The organism is Paenibacillus paridis (genome assembly GCF_006345825.1).
In the GTDB taxonomy this organism is placed as follows: domain Bacteria; phylum Bacillota; class Bacilli; order Paenibacillales; family Paenibacillaceae; genus Pristimantibacillus; species Pristimantibacillus paridis.
Genome location: NZ_VCIX01000092.1, coordinates 13,471 through 31,986, shown reverse-complemented (window position 1 = coordinate 31,986; position 18,516 = coordinate 13,471). Strand labels below are relative to the sequence as shown.

Sequence of the window (18,516 nt, the reverse complement as noted above, 5' to 3'; positions counted from 1 at the left end):
AGCTAGCGGACGGATTTCATACCTTAGTGAACCATTTTCTTACTTTGAGATTCACCCTATTCATTGTTCAAATGAAAGACAGCTGCATGACGCTCTACTGCTGCTTTCCCTCCGCAACCTTTCCGGACGGCAAACCGTTTGAATAGATAATGATTCCATAAAATGGGGGATAGCGATATGAAACACAGCAAATCACTACTTTTTGCCCTAACTACAATACTGTTATTAACCTCATGCGGGCAGCCTGAGAACAAGGCCATAACCATACAGGAACGCGCCAAACTCGCCGAGCAATCAAATCCGAATATTGTGGAGGCAGCGAATAGATTCGGACTTGAGCTCGCCAGTGAACTCATAGCAAAGGACACTGGAAAAAATGTTACTCTCTCTCCAGTAAGCATCATGCAAGCACTTGCCATGACCGTGAATGGAGCAGCAGGCGCGACGCGTGAACAGATGTCGAAAGCGCTGCACATCGGAGGCTTGTCCGAAGAGGCGCTTAATAGCGGGCAGAAGCAGCTGCGAGAACTGCTTCTGCAGCCGGGACCGGACATAAAACTAACGATGGCCAACTCCCTCTGGCTGCAGAAAGGCTGGCCCTTCCGCAAGCCTTATCTAGACCGTGTATCGGAAGCCTACGCTGCACAGCTTCATGAACGGGAACTGGCTGCTCCCGCCGTACGCAAGGAAATTAACGATTGGGTTAAGCAGCAGACAGAAGGGCTTATCCCTACCATTCTAGATGAGCAGGTTTCGAAGCTGACGAAGCTCATGCTAATCAATGCCCTCTACTTTGATGGGACTTGGAAGACGCCGTTTAAGCCTGAAAACACCAAAAAAGACGATTTTACGAATGCAGACGGCAGCCTCGCTCAAGTGCCGTTCATGCATCAAGGCGGCAATTATGAGTATCAGGAAACCGATACCTATCAGGCTATCCGTTTGCCTTACGGCAAGGGCCAAATGGGCATGCTCCTTATCCTGCCGCAGCCAGAAACAGACAAAGCCATTCTAGCCAAGGAGCTGCTCGCGCAGCCTGATTTCTGGACCAAGCGAATGGATCAAATGGCCGGCATGATTGCATTGCCCAAATTCAAGCTGGAAAGCCATTATAATTTGGCTGACACCATGAGCGCTATGGGCATGGCTTTACCCTTTGACTCGCAGCAAGCAGATTTCAGCGAACTCGCCGAAACGAGCGATGGCGAAAAGCTTTTTATTAGCCAAGTTGTCCACAAGACGGTTATAGATGTATCAGAGCAAGGGACAGAAGCCGCAGCCGTCACCCAAATCGGCATGGAGGCAGGAAGCGCCGAGCCCACCCAAAGCTTCGAAATGGCTGTCAATCGCCCCTTCCTTTTTGCTATACAGGATTTGCAATCGGGGGCGCTCCTATTTGTCGGCTCAGTAGAAATGCTGTAGCTAAAGGATTCCATTGGCAGCGCTTAAAGTTTATGCCCTCAGGGAGGCAGTGCTTGATCGAATCCTGCAATACCCCAACACCGAGTATTTAGTAAAATGACAGACATCGAGCTTTAAATAGTAACGAAATAGTTATGATTACATGGAATTTCTCCCGCTAAAATTGTCTTATTGGCTTTGAAACTGAAATAACTGGAATTTGTCCCGTTAATCTAACCGCTTCACGACATTTAACCCACATAACCTGGAATTAACAGGATAAATTCCAGCTAAACGACTAAAAAACTTAAAATCCCTTAAAATAGCGGGATTCATTCCTGTTAATTCAAATGACAAATCATTCATCCTACCATTTGATTCTTGCCTGCAAGAATTCAGAAAATTCAAGGAGGCTATCACGTTCCAATCGGGGCATAGCCTAGTTTCGCAATGAGATACCTATATCTGTTTGATACGCCTAATAAGCCGCCTCTGCAAGCATTCAACAAATAAGGTCCAGACCTAAGTCTGAACCTTTTTTTTTCATTTATGGCTTATACAACAGTAGACTTGCGGCTTGGCAGCACCAATTGTTGATAGAGCTTCACCGTCAAAAGATAATACGCGGAATAAATAGCAACAAATAAGGCAAGCGGAATCCAAAGCTTGTAATACGGCTCAACCAGAATAAATGCAAATAGCCTCATTCCGACCAGCACATGCAAGAGCCCTACAATTCCCGGGAACAAAAACACAAGGAAAAGCTCATGGTAAATGGAGCGCGATAGCTTCTCTCTCCTAACGCCGATTTTGTTCAGCATGCGATAACGCTGAACATCCTTGGACGCGCCGGAGAGCACTTTAAACATTAGGCAGCTTGCCATCATAGCCAAGAACGCGATACCGAGGAAAAAACCCATAAAAAAGGTTCCGCTCGCTCTGCCTAGCGTATGCTGATAGTATTGATATTTGCTCCAAGTCATATATTCGTCTTTATTTTTGCCTGACTTCAGCTCGTCAAGCTCTGCCCACGCCGAGCGATGAGCAAGAAAATCATCTGTTTTGCCAATCGTTACAGCTTGCTCTCTAACAGGGATCGCTATGAACGCTGCTTCTTCGACAATCTGGTATTCGAGCAGCGGATCAGGCGTTATCTTCCAAATAAAGCTTTGCCATTCCGAGCTGAATGAAGATCCGTCTTCTTCGGTTCTAGGCGGCAGCGGTTCGGTCATTCGAATGAACTGCCCTCCTTTTCCCCGGTCATCACTCGCTTCGATAAGCGGGCGCTGCTTCTCCAGATCTTCGCTGGCATAATAAAGCTTATCTCCCTCTACTTTATAACGGTAAGTAAACTTCTCGGCAAATGGGATGGAAGCAAGCACTTCCTCTTCTGCCGGAGACGGGTCAGTTACAATCGTGTCATAGACGCTGTAGCCCTGGCTTTTGATCTTTGCGTCATTAACGAAGGCCATCCCTCCCGCAATTGCGCCCGCTCCCAAAGCAACCAGCATCGCTACGGTTGCCAGAAGCTTCGTTAAACCATTGATGCGAAAGCTCAATTGGCCAAAAGTGAAGGCTTTTATGCCGCGCAAGCGGTTTCTCTTTTTGAGCATGGCTACAAATGGCGGCAGCATGGCCATAAACAGAAAGTACGTGCCCAGCGGCGTCATGATTGTTGCCGTGAACAACCCGATTTCCCTCAGCTGCTCCATAAAGGTCAAGGAAAAGTAACCTAATCCTAAAGCGATTAGCCCGGCGATGCCTCCCCCCCGCTTCCAACCGCTGCTTTTCCATGGCCGTTCTGCCTGCGATTGTCCATGAATAAGTTGAAGCACCTGCAACCGGGCCAGCTTTAGTTGGTTCCAGAGCGCAGACAAACCAAAAAGAATAACAAAAAACAAAACCGTAAATAGAATCGCCGGTCCATAGACCGCCTGGTAACCGGTCAGGCTCACACCAAGCTGTCCCGCCATCAGCCGCCCAACAAGGGCAGACAACCCAAAACCGAGCGCTAATCCCGCAGCCAGCGAAAGGAGTCCAACTACAACCGTTTCGATGAACATCAGCGAGCGTATTTTGCTTTTGCGCGCGCCAAGGACCATGTACAACCCAAATTCACGCTGGCGAAGCGAAAGCAAAAAACCATTGGCATATAAAATGTAAAATAGCGTAATCGCCGAGAGAAGAAACGATCCCACTACATATACAAGCTGGATGGAATTAATAACGGCGTTTTCCTCCGTAAAGCTGCGGTTCCAAGCCATCGTCTGAAACATATAAAAAATCGATATGGACATGACAAGCCCTGCGAGCAGCACAATATAGTCCCTAACTTTGCTCTTCATGCCCGTAATCGCAAGTTTAATTAGCATAGGATCCCCCTCACCTCATTGCCTCTCCGAATCATGCCTTTGGCCGGTTTCATTCGCAGCGCCTGCTGCCGCTGCGGCCGAGCCGTAATCGCCAAGCACATCCAAAATTTGCTTATAAAACAACTCTCTGCTGCTGGCTCGGTGAAGCTCCTTGACCAGCTCCCCGTCTTGGATAAACAGAATGCGGCTGCAGTAGCTTGCGCTGAATGCATCATGGGTCACCATCAGAATGGAGATCCGGTCCCCTTCATTCAAACGCTTCATCGTCTCCAGCAGACTGACCGCATTTTTCAAATCCAGCGAACCTGTAGGCTCGTCACCGAGCAGCAGCGCAGGCTTATGGACAATCGCTCGCGCCGCTGCCGTACGCTGCCGCTGGCCTCCGGAGACCGTCGCTGGATATTGCTCGGCAAGCGCGGTAATATTAAGCTTTTCCATAACCTGCTTCACTTTGGTTTCGATCTCATCCGCCGGCATATCCTGCAGCGATAGCGGCAAAGCAATATTCTCATAGATGGTCAAATGTTCAAGCAAATTAAAATCTTGAAAAATAAAACCCAAACGCTGCGCACGGAAATCCGAAAGCTCATTTGCGTTCATTTGGGCAATATCCGTACCCGCGAGCGAAATATGCCCCTCCGAAGGCGTATCCAGGGTAGAAATCACATTAAGCAGCGTGGTTTTCCCCGAGCCGGACGCCCCCATGATGCCGATGAATTCTCCTTGCTGCATCTTAAACGTCATGTTGTTCAAGGCATAAACCTGGTTTGTGCTTTTGTCCCCGTATATTTTGGATAGGTTTTTGATTTCAATAACAGGTGTTGTCGTCATATATTTTGCATCCCCTTCTGTCTTAGCGTTATCCGAACGCCGTCCATGCTTCTTACTATAAAGAGAAAGCCTAGGGCATACATAAGGTAACAATAAAGATTTCTTAAAGTTTTCCTTAATATTCAGCGATCAGAATCGCCATTCCGCTTCGTTTAGTGTAAAGTTAGAGATGTAGATCGTTAGACCCCGCAGCTACCCACTGCAACAGATTTGAATCTACCGTTCCAATATGAAATCAAATGCCTAACAAAATAAGGATGTGAAGATATGAGCAACGATTCCGGAAATCACTACTCGAACTTCGTCAAACGGACGAAAGCCATTAAATCAAAAAATTTATTTGAATTTACCACGCAAAGAAATGAAAGAACGGATGATAAACAAGCGGATATACAAGGGGAAGTTGTTAAAATTAGGGAAGGAGCGTACATGCGCCAGTCCCGCATAAACCAGGATGGAAGCAAACCGCTCGCAGGCGAGGCCGAAGAGCACGAGAGCAACGACAACAGTACAGATAAAAAGTAGCAGCAAAAAACCTCAATCCTAATGGGATTGAGGTTTTTTGCGTCTATCATCATCATTTTGACTTTATGACTCTACGTTCTGTTTTTCTTTAATAAGCGCTACGGATACATATTGAAGCACAGCCATAGCGAAGAGTACCACCGGCATCCATAGCGATTCCAGATCCTTTGCTAGAAAAATAAGCAAGCTGATCGAGAGCACCCTCCCAACGTTCAGAAACAGCTCCCGCATCACAACCGATTCCACGCGCAGTTGTCCTTTAAGGGGCAGCGTGCCGATTAACCGGTAGTAATAAGACGTCAGCGTATTAACCGCCAGCGGATTGCAAATCGAGAACAAAATCATAAACACGGCGACCGACCAAAATTCCACTTGGAAAAGCAGCAGCGCAGAGCCGATCACGACTCCCGTCGTCGAGAGCAGCACATATTTGCGGACCTGCTCCTTCTGCGCCTTCCGGGATATGACATAACCAGTCGCGACTGTAAGGGAGGAGAAAAACACGCCTAAGTAGCCTACCCAGTCCTCTCGCCCAACGGTCTGATACAACATGATGTTGGGCAGGAACAGCATAATTCCTTGGAATAGTCCCAATACAAAGAAGCTGTATAATGCTTTCATCCAGCGCCGATTTTTGTTCATAACCAATCCCATTAGCTTCAAGTGATATGCTTTGTGATGGGATTCGATCATCGGTATACGGAAGCTTACGAACGCTGCGATCAGGAACATAATAAAGGCCAGCGTAAAAATAATAATATAGCCTTGCAGACCGTTGCTGCGCTGGATAATGAATCCCGCTAGTGCAGGACCCGCTAATCCGGAAGCATTAAACGCGATCATATTGATCGCGAGAAACCGTATTCGGTTCGCCTCCGTCGATACATCATACTGAATGACCAAATATCCGGTCCAATAGAAACCTGCAGCAATACCGTTAAATATTGCAAACCATATGTAATATTCGGCAACATGCTCCTGGGCAATAACAACCATCAAATAGAAAATAGCGATCATCACGATGCCAAGCCGGTAGGTGACCATACGGTCCTTTCGCTTGGCAATCCATCCCCCAAGGGCAAATGCCGGCGGTGTCAGGATGAACACAATAATGTTATAAACGCCGTTCACCATTAAATCCTGCGTCAACCGCCATAAATACAAATTCAAAAACAAACCTGACATCGAAGCGCCAAACTGAAAGCAGCAATGAATGATAAGAGCAGTGACAGCTACCTTGCTCAGTCTGCTCTCAAGAGGAAGCGCATTGTTTTTGAAAAGATTAAATCTGTTCCAAAATTCCGACCTCATCCTCATTTACTGACTCTCCCGTTGCCCAGCATCTGGGTTATCTTCTCTCTGTGTTTATTCTATCATAGGAAATCCCGATATCCCCGCGGCAAGAAAGCGCTCTCTCCTTCAAATTAACCGCTATGCTTGCATTTAAAGCAGCAAACAAATCCTATTCGCTGTTTTTATCCTTTGTTCGCTTGATTAAGGTCATAGTCCCGACTTGAAAACGGTGCATAGCTATCTAACCCTATATATACCATATAAAAAAACGCCCGATAACCGCTTTGAAATAAGCAGTACATCGAGCGTTTCCATTACCTGATTAAAGGGGTTTGACCTTTTTTGTCGAATCATATTAGAATCAAACTTAAATTAGATTTTAACTTATTACAAGAAAAAGTGGTGAATCATCAATGGCTTCTCATTCTTATACTGTCATCGATTTCGAAACAAGCGGCCTTGATCCGAAGAAGGACCGCGTCATAGAGATGGCTGCCATCCGCTGCGTTAACGGCGAGATCGCAAGCGAATTCAGTACGCTCGTCCGCTATGACGGCAAGCTGTCTGCTAAAATAACGGAGCTGACCGGCATTACAGATGAAATGACGGCAACAGGCATGGACGAAGACACAGCGTTCCGGATTTTGAACCGGTTGCTCGGTGACAACATTCTCATCGCCCACAATGCAGCCTTCGACCTTGGCTTCCTTCATCATTCCCTGCTACGCATCGCGGGACGTTCCTTCTCGAACAGCTTTATCGATACGCTGACCATAAGCCGCGCGCGGCATGTATATCCTCATACATTAAAGGATATGTCTGACCGCTATGGCATTCCGTTGATCGGCGGCCACCGTGCGCTCAACGACGTCATTGCCTGCTGGGAAATCTTCCGCAAGATGGATGAGGAGCAATCCGCGCAAGGCTATGTGAACACGCTGGGCTACCTGAAGAAATTCGGCCCGCCGGCTTGGAGTCCGCCTGGAACTCAGCTCGAAGCTATTGAACTTAAATACGCGCCGCGCTAAACGCGCTCCTTGCCCTTATCCGATTCTCCCGCGTTTTTGTTCGCGGCTTCCCGGTCCTTCTGCATCTCCTCAACGGTCTTTACCTTGAGGCGAGCAGCTCCTTCATAATCACGCGTAGGAAGCAAAGGACCTTCCGTCAGACGTTTCTTGGCTGCTGCGATCGAATCCGTATATTGCGGCAGCCACTGCGCCTGCGCCACTAGCATTTCATCTACCATCTGCCAAATTTCCTTCGGATTGCAAACTGCCCCTACCAGAGGATCCATCATAAAGGCTTGGCGCAGCAGCTTGTCATCGCCATGAATGGCTGCTTCTACCGCAAGGCGCTGGACCGAGATGCTTACGTTGCATACGGCAGCCGCGCCAAGCGGCAGATCGCCTACCGTCGGCATCGAAATGCCGTTGCGATCGACATAGCCCGGCGCTTCAATAATAGCGTCATTCGGCAGGTTTGCAATAATGCCATTATTTTCGACGTTAAAATGCCCACGGTAAACGCGGCCGGTCTCCAAGCCTTCAATGATATACGAGCCATGCTCATGGCTGCGAAGTTCGCTCTTGAATTCATTAGCCGGGTCCTTCATCCAGTTAGGGAAATCAGTCTCGAACCAGTTTCGGCCTTCTGTACATACGCGCAAATAGCCGCCCGTTTCTCCATTGATCCATGAGCTCAAATCAATCCAATCGTTAATCTCCTCCGGACGTTTGCGGTACCATGGCACGTATTCGCTAAGATGACCGTTTGATTCCGTACTGTAATAGCCAAAACGGCGGAGCATATCAATACGAACTTTCTCCGTGCGGCTAAAGTCGGGGTGCTTCTCGAAAGCCTCCAGCAGCTTGCCCGTCAAATCCTCGCCGTTATGCTTAATTTGAATATACCAGGTCTGATGGTTAATACCCGCGCAAATAATGTCAACTTCCTCTTGCTTCAGCCCAAAGGCCTCGGCGATTTGCCAATGGCCGCCCTGCACGCCATGGCACAAGCCGATTGTTCTTACGCCGCCATATTTATTGCAGGCCCAAGTCATCATGGCCATTGGGTTTGCGTAGTTGAGCAGGGTCACATCCGAAGCAGCAACCTCGCGAATATCGCGGCAAATATTCATCATTTCAGCGATGCCGCGCTGGCCGTACATGATGCCGCCCGCGCTTAGCGTATCGCCTACGCATTGGTCTACGCCGTATTTGAGGGGAATATCAACATCCGTTGCAAAAGCCTCAAGCCCGCCGACGCGAATTGTACAGATTACGTACTTGGCATTCTTCAATGCCTCGCGGCGATCCGTTGTCGACTGGATAGTAATCGACAAGCCATTCTCCTGAATATCGCGTTGGCAAAGCGCTGTTACCATCTCTAGGTTATGGGCGTTAATATCCGTAAATGCAACCTCAATGTTTTGAAATTCAGGCACTGCAAGCAGGTCGCGAAGCAAGCCGCGCGTAAACCCGATGGAGCCCGCACCGATAAATGCAATTTTAAAAGCAGACATGCCAATCAGCCTCCGATTGTCGTTTTATAGAGTCGTTTCATCTCCTCTACATTGTAGCAACGATCAATCGGAAGCGTTATCAAAATTGTGACCAACTGACTGATCTACTGTCAGAAATCGTCACTTTTGTTATTCGAGTTTCAGGCCGCGACTGCCCAAAGATGGAGAGTCAACAGCATTCCTGTAAGCAATCGGTGTCTGATTCGTATATTTTTTGAACATCGCATGAAAGTATTGCCGGCTCCCGACGCCGACATAATCACAAATATCTGCAATCGCCACATCGGTCTCCCGCAGCAGCATTTTTGCTTTTTCCATCCTCAGCTCCGTCAAATAACCGGTTAACGTTTTTCCAAGCTGCGCCCGAAATACCCGGTGCAAATAGCCTGGATGCAAACTGACCGCTGACGCAACGTCCTTCACCTGAATATCACGGTCATAGTTGTGGTGGATATATTCGATTGCCTGCTTCACATAAAGCTCAGCCGGATGAATGCCTTGCGTTCCCGTCTCGTGATGAAGCCTCGCTACGGCAAGAATCAACTGCGCAAACAACAGCTCCGCTTTCATGTTGATGTGCTTTCCGCAATTGTCCAGCTCAAGCACCAAGCTTTTCAGCACCTGATAGACCTCGCTCGGATCACGCAAAAGCAAATAAGAGGACGGCTCTGTGATCAATCTGGCCACAAATTCGTCCTCCAATGCAAGCTGACGTATGGAAGGAAACGCCGTCTGGCGCCCCTTGAAATCAAATTCAACATTTAGCATGCGGCACGGACCGCGCTCATCAACGGTAAGCCGATGCGGAACAGTGGCATCAAGAATGACAAAATCGCCTTTCTTGAGTATCAGTTCACAAGCAGCGGCCTTGGCCGTCGTTTCAAGCTCAATGACGCATGACCCCGTGATTACATACATAATCTCAATCGTATCATGGGAATGGAAAGCCATCGTATAATCGGACCATTGCTTAAAATAATAAGCGAAAACATGCGGGTACAAATCACCCTTCAGCCACTCTTGCTTAAACAATGTGCGGTTCACGGGTATGTTCCTCCCTTGCCAGCAGGTTTACTTGATTATACCGATGCAAGTCTTGCAACAGCGCGCAGCGCCGTCTCAATCTCTCGTTCTACCGCTTTGGCTACAACATCCGTATGCGGGTCGTACTCGCCGGCCAAGTCCGCGTCTGCATAACCATCGAGTGCTAAGATAGCACCAGCACGAGCTCCGCGAAGCGTAGCGATCACGTACAAAGCTGCAATCTCCATCTCTACGGCAATGGCTCCCGCCTGCTTGTATTGGCGATGAGGAATATCGACAACGCCTGAGAAGAAAACGTCAAGCGTAACGGTAATTCCTTTCTTAACAATGCCCTCGCTCTCAAGAGCTGCCGCATACAGAGCTTCTGTTACCTCGCTGTCCGCAACCGCCGGGAAACCCGCAGGCACCAGTTGATGCGTTAGGCCCTCCGCACGAACCGCAGCTGTGCTTACAACCAAGCTTCCAGCAGGGTGATCCGCGGAATACGAGCCTGCTGTCCCTACGCGAATCAGCGTTTTCACTCCGCCGCGGATGAGCTCCTCAAAGCATACCGCAGCACCTGGCGAGCCAACGCCATGACTGACAACCGCAAGCCTGACTCCTTCATATTCTCCTACGAATGTCCGGTACTCGCGGGCAAAGGCAAGCTCCTTCATGTCCGTTAGCTTCTGGGCGATCATCTCTGCACGGCGCGGGTCACCACACACAACGGCATAAGCCGGCAAATCTTCTGGATTCACTTGTAATATAGGTAGCATTTGTTTAATCAAACTCCTTCGTTATCCATTCATCTTCAGGCATCATGTTATCCTCGCTGCTGAAGCGTTGTTCTAGAAACGGATCGGCATAGTTATGGAAGCCATTGCGCTCCCAGAAGCCTTCGCGGTCCTCTTTCATAAATTCAATACCCGTAATCCACTTTGCGCTTTTCCAAAAATACAAATGCGGTACGAGCAGGCGCATCGGCCAGCCATGCTTGTCGGTCAACGGCTCGCCATCATAGCGATGCGCTAGCAAGACGTTATCATGCAGCAGGTCCTCCAGCGGAACATTCGTATCATAGTCCTCGTCCGCGTGGATCATGACGTATTTCGCGTCCGGCTTTACGCCTAGCAAGGGCAGCAAATCTTTGAATTTGATGCCTTCCCAATCCGTATCCAGCTTGGACCAGCGGGTGACGCAGTGAATGTCGCATTGAGTTTTCGTTTGCGGAAGCGCAAGCAGCTCTTCGAAGCTGAACGTGCGCTCCTCATTTACCTCGCCAAATACGCGAAGCGACCAGCTATTTAGATCATACCGAGGAACATCACCCTCGTGCAAAATCGGAAACCGTTCCGTCAGCGTCTGGCCGGGCGGTACCCGGTGGGCTAGCTCTGGTGAAATTGCCGCCTGTTTGATCGACGTAACCTTTTTTAGGCGATCTGCTTTTTTGTGCATCATGTCAGCCTCCTCCAGCTTTGCTTTACCTTCTACCTTTACTTCATCCAATTCCTATTAACGCGAGCTTTCATTCGACTTGCGCGCTTCCTGCATGTAGCCTTTATCCTTGAAGAACAGCATTGCGGCAATCGTTACGATATAAGGAAGCATCATCGTAAAATGCGTAGGCAGCGCGAAGCCTTGAAGGCGGATACTCAGCGCATCCATAAAGCCGAACAGCAAGCTTGAAGCCGCAACGCCGAGCGGATTCGATTGTCCGAGCATCGTAGCGACGAGGGCAATAAAGCCGCGTCCTGAGGTCATGCCTTCTGTGAACATCGTTACATTGCCAAGCGACAGCTGCGCGCCAGCAAGCCCGCATAATACGCCGCACATCAGTACTGCACCGTATTGGATACGCGAGACCTTGATGCCAAGGCTTTTGGCTGCGGTCGGATTCTCGCCTGAAGCCAGCAAACGGAAGCCTGTCACCGTCTTAAACAGGAATAGCTGAAGTAAAATAACGAGCACAATAGACAAATAGACGAGCGGCGAATGGCCGGACAGCACATCGCCTACCCATGGAATATCCTTTATCACCGGAATATCCCACTTTGGAAGGCCCACCATATCCTTATTGTAGTATGCGCCTTTTACATCAAAGATCGCACGAAGCGAGAAGGTCGTTAAGCCGAGCGCCAGAAAGTTGAGCGCAATCCCGACAACGATGACGTTCGCTTTAAGCTGAATGCTCATAAAACCGAATAATATTGAAAAGACGAGGGAGCATACAATGGCGAACATCACCGCGGCAAAAACATTGCCGGTAAAGTGGTTCCCTACGATCGCGGAGAACGCTCCGATCAAGACTAAGCCTTCCAAACCTACGTTAAACAAGCCAACCCTCGCGCAGATCGCCCCGCCAAGCGCAGCGAGCAATATAGGCGTGACCATGCGGAGCGTCGTCGCAAACAGCGAGGCATCCAGAAAAATGTCCATCTTATGACCCCGCCTTCTTGCGTTTAATAAACGAATAGGTGAACTTCGCCGATACGAATAGAATCAGTACGGCTTGGATGATACTGGATACTTCCAGAGGCACATCCGTATTTCGCTCCATGCCCATGCCGCCGGTCTGAAGAGCTGCAATTAAAATAGCAGCAACGGCTGTACCGAGCGGATGGGAGCCTGCAAGCAGCGTCGCCATGATGCCCGACCAGGCATAACCTGGCGTCGTCAAAGCCCCGTCAATAAAGCGGTATTGTGTGCCTAGCACCTCGACGGTACCGGCAAGGCCCGCGAAGCCTCCGCTGACGAACATGCTGATCAGCATCATTTTCCCGCGCTGTACGCCGCCATAGCTTGCGAACAATGGATTGCCGCCTAACATGCGGATTTCATAGCCTTTAACTGTATATCGCATAAATAGAAACAGCAAGATTGCGCATACCGCGGCAATAATAAAGCCTCCGTGAACGCTCATGCCCTTGAATAGTTTTGGCAGCCAGACGCTCTGGTCAAGCATGACCGTTTGGGCCATTGCGGCAGAACCGGTCTTGTCCTTAAGGGGATACGATACGATGTAGCCTGCGAATAGGGTCGCAATATAATTGAGAAGCAAAGTCGTGATAAGCAAATTCATGCGGAATCTGGCATCCAGCCAGCCTGCAAAGGCTGACCATATCCCACCGGAGATAATTCCGGCAATAATAGCAGCAATCAGCTTAAACCAAGCTGGGCCTGGAAGATAAATAGCCGTTACGGCAGCGCTAAGTGCGCCCAGCACCATCTGGCCCTCTGAGCCCATATTAAAAAATCCGGCCCGGAAAGCAAGCGCCACGCCGAGACCGATCAAAATGATAGGCGTTGCCCGGCTTAACGTATTCGTGAAAAAATAAAAGCTGCCAAAAGCTCCCTTCCACATCTCCCCGTAAGTCTCCACGATGGAGCCGCCGACAATGGAGATGGCAATTGCACCGGCAGCAAGGCCTACGATAATAGCCAAAAGCGGCTGCAGCAGCGCGCGTCCGAATTGTACCAGCTTATCCAACCGCTCTTCCTCCTGCCATTAACAAACTGATTTGTTCCTCTGTAGCCGATTCCGCTTCAAGCTCGCCTACGATTTTCCCCTCGTACATGACCAAAATCCGATCTGACAACTTCAATATTTCGGTAAGCTCAGAGGAGACGAGCAAAATGGCGCCGCGCTCTTCCCGTTTTTTGAGGAGCTCGCCATGAATGATCTCCATTGCTCCAACGTCCACGCCTCGCGTCGGTTCAGCCGCAATGATGAACGGCGTCTTTTGCGCAAGCTCGCGGGCTACGATCAGCTTCTGCAAATTCCCGCCCGATAGATATTGGGCTCTAGTCGATAAGGAGCCTGTCTTGATCCCGAATCTCGTCACCCATTCTCCAACCATTTGCCGTATGCCTTTTCCGTTTAAAACGCCATATTTCTGATGCTTATCCGCATGTCCCATTAGACCGTTCTCCGTAACCGTCGCATCCTTCGCAACGCCCCATTGATAGCGGTCCTCAGGAATATGAGCAAGCCCGCGCGAGCGAATCGCGCCCACCGACGCCCCAGTCATATTCTCTCCAAGCAGCTTGACTGTCCCGGCCTCCGGCTTCATTAAACCTGAGATGGCTTGGATCAGCTCCGATTGCCCGTTGCCGGATATCCCAGCAATGCCAACAATCTCACCTTCATTCACATGCAAGCTGACATCCGAGAGCAGCGGCTTTGTTTTCACGCCTCTGATCGTCACGTTGGAAACCTCAAGCACCGGCTTGCCGCGGCTAATCTGATCGCGTGATATATGTACCAAATCCCGGCCCACCATAAGCCGTGATAAATGTTCTGCATTCGTGTCTTTCGCTTCGACGGTTCCTGTCAATTTGCCATCGCGCAGGACGGTCACACGGTCGGCAACCTCCATAATTTCCTGAAGCTTGTGACTGATTAAGATAAAGCTTTTTCCTTGCGCAGCAAGCCCTTTAATGGCAACCAGCAGTTCTTTTACCTCGAGTGGCGTCAAGACACCCGTTGGCTCGTCCAAAATAATGACTTCCGCTCCCTGATACAGCACCTTCAAAATTTCAACCCGCTGCTGCATGCCCATCGAGCAATCCGCAACCTTCTTCCAAGGATCTACCGGCATCCCGTATAGCTTGCCGAGACGCTCGGTTTCCGCAGCCGCGGCCTTGCGGTCAAAGCCCACTCCTTTGGAGGGCTCGCGCCCGATTACAATATTCTCTGCAATCGTAAAGGTTGGGAACAGCATGAAATGCTGGTGGACCATCCCGATTTTATGCTTGATCGCATCCGCTGGGCTCGCAAACGCAACCGGTTTGCCGTCTAATAAAATTTCCCCGCTTGTCGGGCTTTCCATGCCGTATAAAATGCGCATTAATGTCGTTTTTCCAGCTCCGTTTTCGCCTACCAACGCATGAATTTCGCCGCGTTTCAGCGAAAAATGAACCTGGTTGTTTGCGGTTACGCTCCCATAGGACTTCGTAATGCTCTCCATTTGCAGCAACATACCAACGCTCCTCTCCTTTCATCGCCTTTAAAACAAAAAAAACCACTTCCCCCCGAGACAGGAGGAAGCTTCCAAGCAACAAGCAAACCGGCTGCAAAGTAGCAGCCGGCAGGTCATTCTATTGAGCTAACGGGTTTACTACTACGATCTTACCAGATTTGATATCTTCAGCGATAGCTTTAACTTTATCCACGTTTTCTTGGCCGATGAACGGGCTAAGCGTAGATGTGCTGTCTCTAGTAACGAAAGTCAAGCCAACGCCATCCTCTTTCAAGCCGTAATCTGCTACGCCGTAAGCGAACGTGCCTTCAACAAAGCTTTTTACTGTTTCATAAGCTACGGCATCCGTACCTTTCAATTGCGAAAGCACGATGTGTTCCGGATCTTCATCTGTACGGTCTGTATCTTGGCCGGAAGTATAGAAGCCTTTTTCTTTGGCTGCTTCGAATACTCCGTTGTCGCCAACTGCCGCCATGCCTGCAATAAAGTCTGCTCCTTTAGTTTGCTGAAGCAGGGCAAGCTCTTTGCCTTTAACGGGATCCGTGAAGCTGCCTACATAGTTGATAAGGAACTGCGCGTCCGGGTTTGTGCTCTTCAAGCCTTGTTCGAAGCCAGAAGTATATTTGCTAAGAAGTGGAGCATCCATGGCAACAACAGCGCCAACGATGTTTGTTTTTGTCGCCAAGCCTGCGAGTGCTCCCATTAGGTAGGATGCTTCATGCTCGCGGAAGTTAACGCTGCGTACGTTCGGCAGGTCAACGACTGTATCGATAATAGCGAATGGCTTGTCCGGGTTTTCAGTAGCTACTTTTTTAAGAGCATCCTCAGCCTGGAACGTTGCCGTAATAATTAGGTCATAATCTTCAGCAACCGTTGCACGAAGATTTTGTTCAAATCCGGCAGGATCTGTTGATTCGATTGTTTTCACTTCAGCGCCAAATTCCGCGCCTGCTTTTTTGAAGCCTTCATCCATCAATACGAAAAATTTGTTTACGCCGATTTTTTCAGGCAGCACGAGTGCGATTTTTTTCTTTTCCGCCTTATCGCCTGTATTATTCGTCGCAGCGCCGTTATTCACTGCGTTTCCTGCATCATTTTTGTTAGATCCGCAAGCCGCGACAATCGCAACCATCAGAAATAACGATACCGCCAAAGCAATTGCCTTCTTCATCGTAATCTCCCCTAAACAATTAAATGTATTAATTCCTCTTAATCCTAGTTGTTTTATCGGAATTTGTCAACCTATTTCGATTCGACAAATTTCTAGTTTATTCTACACTAAAAAGACATGCAATAATAATGAAATATGAAAATAGTCACGAATTTGTAACATCCGATTCCATATTTTTGTTCATATGCTCAAAGAGCTGGACGCCGTGCTCCATATCCTCAATCGACATGCCCCTAAACAGCCTGTGCATTAATTTGGACTTCACCGTTTCTATGAGGTTTACGTTTTTGAGCCCTTCTTCCGTAATTTCAAGCATCACCACGCGCCGATCCTTCTCTCCACGCTCCCGCTTCACATACCCCAGCTCAATTAAACGGTCAGCAATACCCGTAACGCCTCCACTAGTAATTAGAAGCTGCTCGGCCAGCGCGGAAGCCTTCTGGGGGCCTGACTGCGCCAATATAATGAGCATTCTTCCATGCGTCATTCCTAGTCCATGCACGTTATAGGTGTTCCATTCAGAATTGATTTGTCTTCGAACCTGACGAAAGGCTTCGTCCAGGCGCCTCATTAAATCCTGCCTTTCCGCACTTGAAGCTTCCAATCGATGATCACCAACCTATCTTATCATTCTGCTATCTTGTCTTTTCTTATTATAGCGTTCATTTATAAGATTAACTAATATTATATAAGTAATCCTTCAGCCCCAGCCATATGAAACACGAATAGGCCAACCAACCGCTGTTAGTTGACCCTCCGTAATAGCCTTCGGATATCCTGCTTTAGCCTTGCAAAAAACGAAGCGGCGGTTTGCCCAGCAGCCCGGCCCGCGCCTCTGCCCACAGCTCCTTCATTAGCTGCTGAAGCGGCCAAGCCGCCGTGGAGGCTGCCGATACCGCGATACCGAACCGTTGAGTCATCGACGCTCCGGCAATAACGGCATGACCATCCGGCGCTGCAAAGCTATCCAGCTTCTTCTGAAGCTGCTCTAGGTGATTGCTGTTCACAAGGTCTGAGAAGATATAGAAGGTGGCCCAATGTGTCATCTCGTCCCAGCAGCCAGGCGCGGCCAGCGCTTGCTTGGCCGGCTCAATCCGCTGCCTCTGCGAGAAGATCAGTTCTTCGCCATAATGCACGGAGAGTGAATTGCGATAGCAGCGGTAATCGAACCGCTCTCCTCGCAAAGTCCTGCCGGGACACAACACATCGGCTTGCAGCCACACAGAGCCTGCCTGCAAGCGAACTAAGGTGTCATTATGCAGCGCGGCGTCCTTATATAACATGATTGGTTCAGGCATATGCTCGATTACGGCAGCTTCTTCAAGAATAAAGGTCTGTCGCATGGAAGAACCTCTGCCAGGTGTACTCGGGTGAACCTTCGTATACGACTGATTCGTAATCATCACATGAGATGATGGCTCCGCTACCCAGTCCAGCTCGTAACGATCTCCATCAAGCAAGCCTGGCGACACGTCCATAACGATAATGCCAAGCTGGCCGCTCAGCGGAAAAGCCTTGGCGATCTTGATAGGCGCGGTATGAAATTTATGGCTGACGAAGGTCTGTCCTTGCTGGCTCGCGAAGGAAGCACGAAGCACGGAACTTCTGCTTCGCCTATCTCCGTACTCCGCGCCTGCCTTCACTGCTGCCTGCACGCGTTCCATTAAGAAGCGGTGTGACGGTTATCAGCTGTGACACTCGTGAACTGGACCACGTGAGAGTGCTCCGTACCCCGGGCATGCGCAACTTCATGCGTCAGCCAGCTTACGATCTTATCTACGCCTTCGCCGCCGAACAAATTAGAAAAGACAAACGGCCGGTCGCCGCGCATTTTCAACGTATCAGCCTCCATAACCTCCAGGCTCGCGCCTACATACGGAGCAAGATCGATTTTGTTTATAACGAGCAAATCCGAGCGCATAATGCCAGGACCGCCTTTTCGCGGTATTTTCTCGCCTTGGGCAACATCAATGATATAGATAAACCGGTCAACCAGCTCCGGGCTAAATGCAGCAGCCAAATTATCGCCGCCACTCTCGATGAAGATCAAGTCCAAGTGGTCAAAACGGCTCTCAAGCTCTTCTATCGCCTCGAAATTCATCGATGCATCCTCACGAATCGCGGTATGCGGGCAGCCGCCAGTCTCTACGCCAATAATGCGCTCTTCCGGCAGCACGCCTGTATTGAACAAAATCCGCGCATCTTCCTTCGTATAAATATCATTTGTAATAACCGCAACGCTGAATTTCTCATGAAGCTCGCGCGTCAATCTTTCGACAAGCGCTGTTTTTCCAGAACCGACCGGTCCGCCAATCCCGATTCGAATTGGCCTTGAGCTATCGATTGCCGGGCTTTCCCATTCTTGATGCGTATGTCCTTGTCCTTGGCACATTTGTC

General features: G+C 49.3%; 17 protein-coding genes. 3 read left to right on the top strand and 14 right to left on the bottom strand.

The genetic code is table 11. The features are described 5' to 3' along the window. Positions 1 to 177: 177 nt before the first annotated feature. The gene (locus FJQ58_RS22475; protein WP_162341687.1) at positions 178 to 1,422 is read left to right on the top strand and encodes a serpin family protein; all 1,245 of its coding nucleotides are present in this window, start codon (positions 178 to 180) and stop codon (positions 1,420 to 1,422) included. Between the two features lie 533 nt (positions 1,423 to 1,955). Here the strand turns inward: FJQ58_RS22475 and FJQ58_RS22470 are convergent. Both FJQ58_RS22470 and FJQ58_RS22465 read right to left on the bottom strand, forming a co-directional pair. Next, complete coding sequence (locus tag FJQ58_RS22470) at positions 1,956 to 3,773, bottom strand: FtsX-like permease family protein (protein ID WP_139997061.1); 1,818 nt, start codon at positions 3,771 to 3,773, stop codon at positions 1,956 to 1,958. A 15-nt stretch (positions 3,774 to 3,788) separates the two neighbouring features. Further along, positions 3,789 to 4,604, bottom strand: a complete 816-nt coding sequence (locus tag FJQ58_RS22465) for an ABC transporter ATP-binding protein (RefSeq protein ID WP_139997060.1) — start codon at positions 4,602 to 4,604, stop codon at positions 3,789 to 3,791. A gap of 267 nt (positions 4,605 to 4,871) precedes the next feature. Here FJQ58_RS22465 and FJQ58_RS22460 point away from each other — a divergent pair, with 267 nt between their 5' ends. After that, positions 4,872 to 5,129, top strand: a complete 258-nt coding sequence (locus FJQ58_RS22460; protein WP_139997059.1) for a hypothetical protein — start codon at positions 4,872 to 4,874, stop codon at positions 5,127 to 5,129. A gap of 63 nt (positions 5,130 to 5,192) precedes the next feature. On the opposite strand, the gene FJQ58_RS22455 is transcribed toward FJQ58_RS22460, so the two are convergent. After that, a complete protein-coding gene (locus FJQ58_RS22455) occupies positions 5,193 to 6,446 on the bottom strand; it encodes an MFS transporter (RefSeq protein WP_238404272.1) in 1,254 nt (417 codons plus the stop codon). A gap of 389 nt (positions 6,447 to 6,835) precedes the next feature. Between FJQ58_RS22455 and FJQ58_RS22450 the strand changes: the two genes are divergently transcribed. Continuing rightward, on the top strand, positions 6,836 to 7,450 hold the full coding sequence (locus FJQ58_RS22450) for a 3'-5' exonuclease (protein ID WP_139997058.1): 615 nt from the start codon (positions 6,836 to 6,838) through the stop codon (positions 7,448 to 7,450). On the opposite strand, the gene melA is transcribed toward FJQ58_RS22450, so the two are convergent. The 11 genes from melA to ureG form a co-directional block, all read right to left on the bottom strand. Continuing rightward, positions 7,447 to 8,943, bottom strand: coding sequence for an alpha-glucosidase/alpha-galactosidase (melA, locus tag FJQ58_RS22445; protein WP_139997057.1), 1,497 nt, complete (start codon positions 8,941 to 8,943; stop codon positions 7,447 to 7,449). The two genes, FJQ58_RS22450 and melA, sit on opposite strands and share 4 nt — an antisense overlap. A gap of 129 nt (positions 8,944 to 9,072) precedes the next feature. Then, complete coding sequence (locus tag FJQ58_RS22440) at positions 9,073 to 9,987, bottom strand: AraC family transcriptional regulator (protein WP_139997056.1); 915 nt, start codon at positions 9,985 to 9,987, stop codon at positions 9,073 to 9,075. A gap of 35 nt (positions 9,988 to 10,022) precedes the next feature. Further along, positions 10,023 to 10,745 carry a nucleoside phosphorylase gene (locus FJQ58_RS22435; RefSeq protein ID WP_139997055.1) on the bottom strand — a complete coding sequence of 241 codons (723 nt, stop codon included), beginning with the start codon at positions 10,743 to 10,745 and terminating at the stop codon, positions 10,023 to 10,025. Between the two features lie 4 nt (positions 10,746 to 10,749). Beyond that, positions 10,750 to 11,424: a sulfite oxidase-like oxidoreductase gene (locus tag FJQ58_RS22430; RefSeq protein WP_139997054.1), complete on the bottom strand. Its 675-nt coding sequence runs from the start codon at positions 11,422 to 11,424 to the stop codon at positions 10,750 to 10,752. 57 nt (positions 11,425 to 11,481) lie between these two features. After that, the gene (locus FJQ58_RS22425; protein WP_139997053.1) at positions 11,482 to 12,405 is read right to left on the bottom strand and encodes an ABC transporter permease; all 924 of its coding nucleotides are present in this window, start codon (positions 12,403 to 12,405) and stop codon (positions 11,482 to 11,484) included. A gap of 1 nt (position 12,406) precedes the next feature. Next, positions 12,407 to 13,456, bottom strand: coding sequence for an ABC transporter permease (locus tag FJQ58_RS22420; RefSeq protein WP_139997052.1), 1,050 nt, complete (start codon positions 13,454 to 13,456; stop codon positions 12,407 to 12,409). After that, the gene (locus tag FJQ58_RS22415; RefSeq protein ID WP_139997051.1) at positions 13,449 to 14,948 is read right to left on the bottom strand and encodes an ABC transporter ATP-binding protein; all 1,500 of its coding nucleotides are present in this window, start codon (positions 14,946 to 14,948) and stop codon (positions 13,449 to 13,451) included. The genes FJQ58_RS22420 and FJQ58_RS22415 overlap by 8 nt, the downstream gene beginning before the upstream one ends. A 118-nt stretch (positions 14,949 to 15,066) precedes the next feature. Next, a complete protein-coding gene (locus FJQ58_RS22410; protein WP_139997050.1) occupies positions 15,067 to 16,119 on the bottom strand; it encodes a BMP family lipoprotein in 1,053 nt (350 codons plus the stop codon). 145 nt (positions 16,120 to 16,264) lie between these two features. Beyond that, entirely contained in the window at positions 16,265 to 16,723 is a 459-nt protein-coding gene (locus tag FJQ58_RS22405; protein WP_238404271.1) for a MarR family winged helix-turn-helix transcriptional regulator, read from the bottom strand. Positions 16,724 to 16,901: 178 nt separating this feature from the next. After that, complete coding sequence (locus FJQ58_RS22400) at positions 16,902 to 17,762, bottom strand: urease accessory protein UreD (protein WP_238404270.1); 861 nt, start codon at positions 17,760 to 17,762, stop codon at positions 16,902 to 16,904. Positions 17,763 to 17,782: 20 nt separating this feature from the next. Beyond that, a complete protein-coding gene (ureG, locus tag FJQ58_RS22395; protein WP_139997049.1) occupies positions 17,783 to 18,511 on the bottom strand; it encodes an urease accessory protein UreG in 729 nt (242 codons plus the stop codon). Between the last annotated feature and the right edge of the window lie 5 nt (positions 18,512 to 18,516).

What these genes read in the sequence shown, in the direction of transcription:
- FJQ58_RS22475 (WP_162341687.1), top strand. Translation starts at nt 178, where the DNA reads ATGAAACACAGCAAATCACTACTTTTTGCCCTAACTACAATACTGTTA.
- FJQ58_RS22470 (WP_139997061.1), bottom strand. Translation starts at nt 3,773, where the DNA reads ATGCTAATTAAACTTGCGATTACGGGCATGAAGAGCAAAGTTAGGGAC.
- FJQ58_RS22465 (WP_139997060.1), bottom strand. Translation starts at nt 4,604, where the DNA reads ATGACGACAACACCTGTTATTGAAATCAAAAACCTATCCAAAATATAC.
- FJQ58_RS22460 (WP_139997059.1), top strand. Translation starts at nt 4,872, where the DNA reads ATGAGCAACGATTCCGGAAATCACTACTCGAACTTCGTCAAACGGACG.
- FJQ58_RS22455 (WP_238404272.1), bottom strand. Translation starts at nt 6,446, where the DNA reads ATGAGGATGAGGTCGGAATTTTGGAACAGATTTAATCTTTTCAAAAAC.
- FJQ58_RS22450 (WP_139997058.1), top strand. Translation starts at nt 6,836, where the DNA reads ATGGCTTCTCATTCTTATACTGTCATCGATTTCGAAACAAGCGGCCTT.
- melA (WP_139997057.1), bottom strand. Translation starts at nt 8,943, where the DNA reads ATGTCTGCTTTTAAAATTGCATTTATCGGTGCGGGCTCCATCGGGTTT.
- FJQ58_RS22435 (WP_139997055.1), bottom strand. Translation starts at nt 10,745, where the DNA reads ATGCTACCTATATTACAAGTGAATCCAGAAGATTTGCCGGCTTATGCC.
- FJQ58_RS22430 (WP_139997054.1), bottom strand. Translation starts at nt 11,424, where the DNA reads ATGCACAAAAAAGCAGATCGCCTAAAAAAGGTTACGTCGATCAAACAG.
- FJQ58_RS22425 (WP_139997053.1), bottom strand. Translation starts at nt 12,405, where the DNA reads ATGGACATTTTTCTGGATGCCTCGCTGTTTGCGACGACGCTCCGCATG.
- FJQ58_RS22415 (WP_139997051.1), bottom strand. Translation starts at nt 14,948, where the DNA reads ATGTTGCTGCAAATGGAGAGCATTACGAAGTCCTATGGGAGCGTAACC.
- FJQ58_RS22410 (WP_139997050.1), bottom strand. Translation starts at nt 16,119, where the DNA reads ATGAAGAAGGCAATTGCTTTGGCGGTATCGTTATTTCTGATGGTTGCG.
- ureG (WP_139997049.1), bottom strand. Translation starts at nt 18,511, where the DNA reads ATGTGCCAAGGACAAGGACATACGCATCAAGAATGGGAAAGCCCGGCA.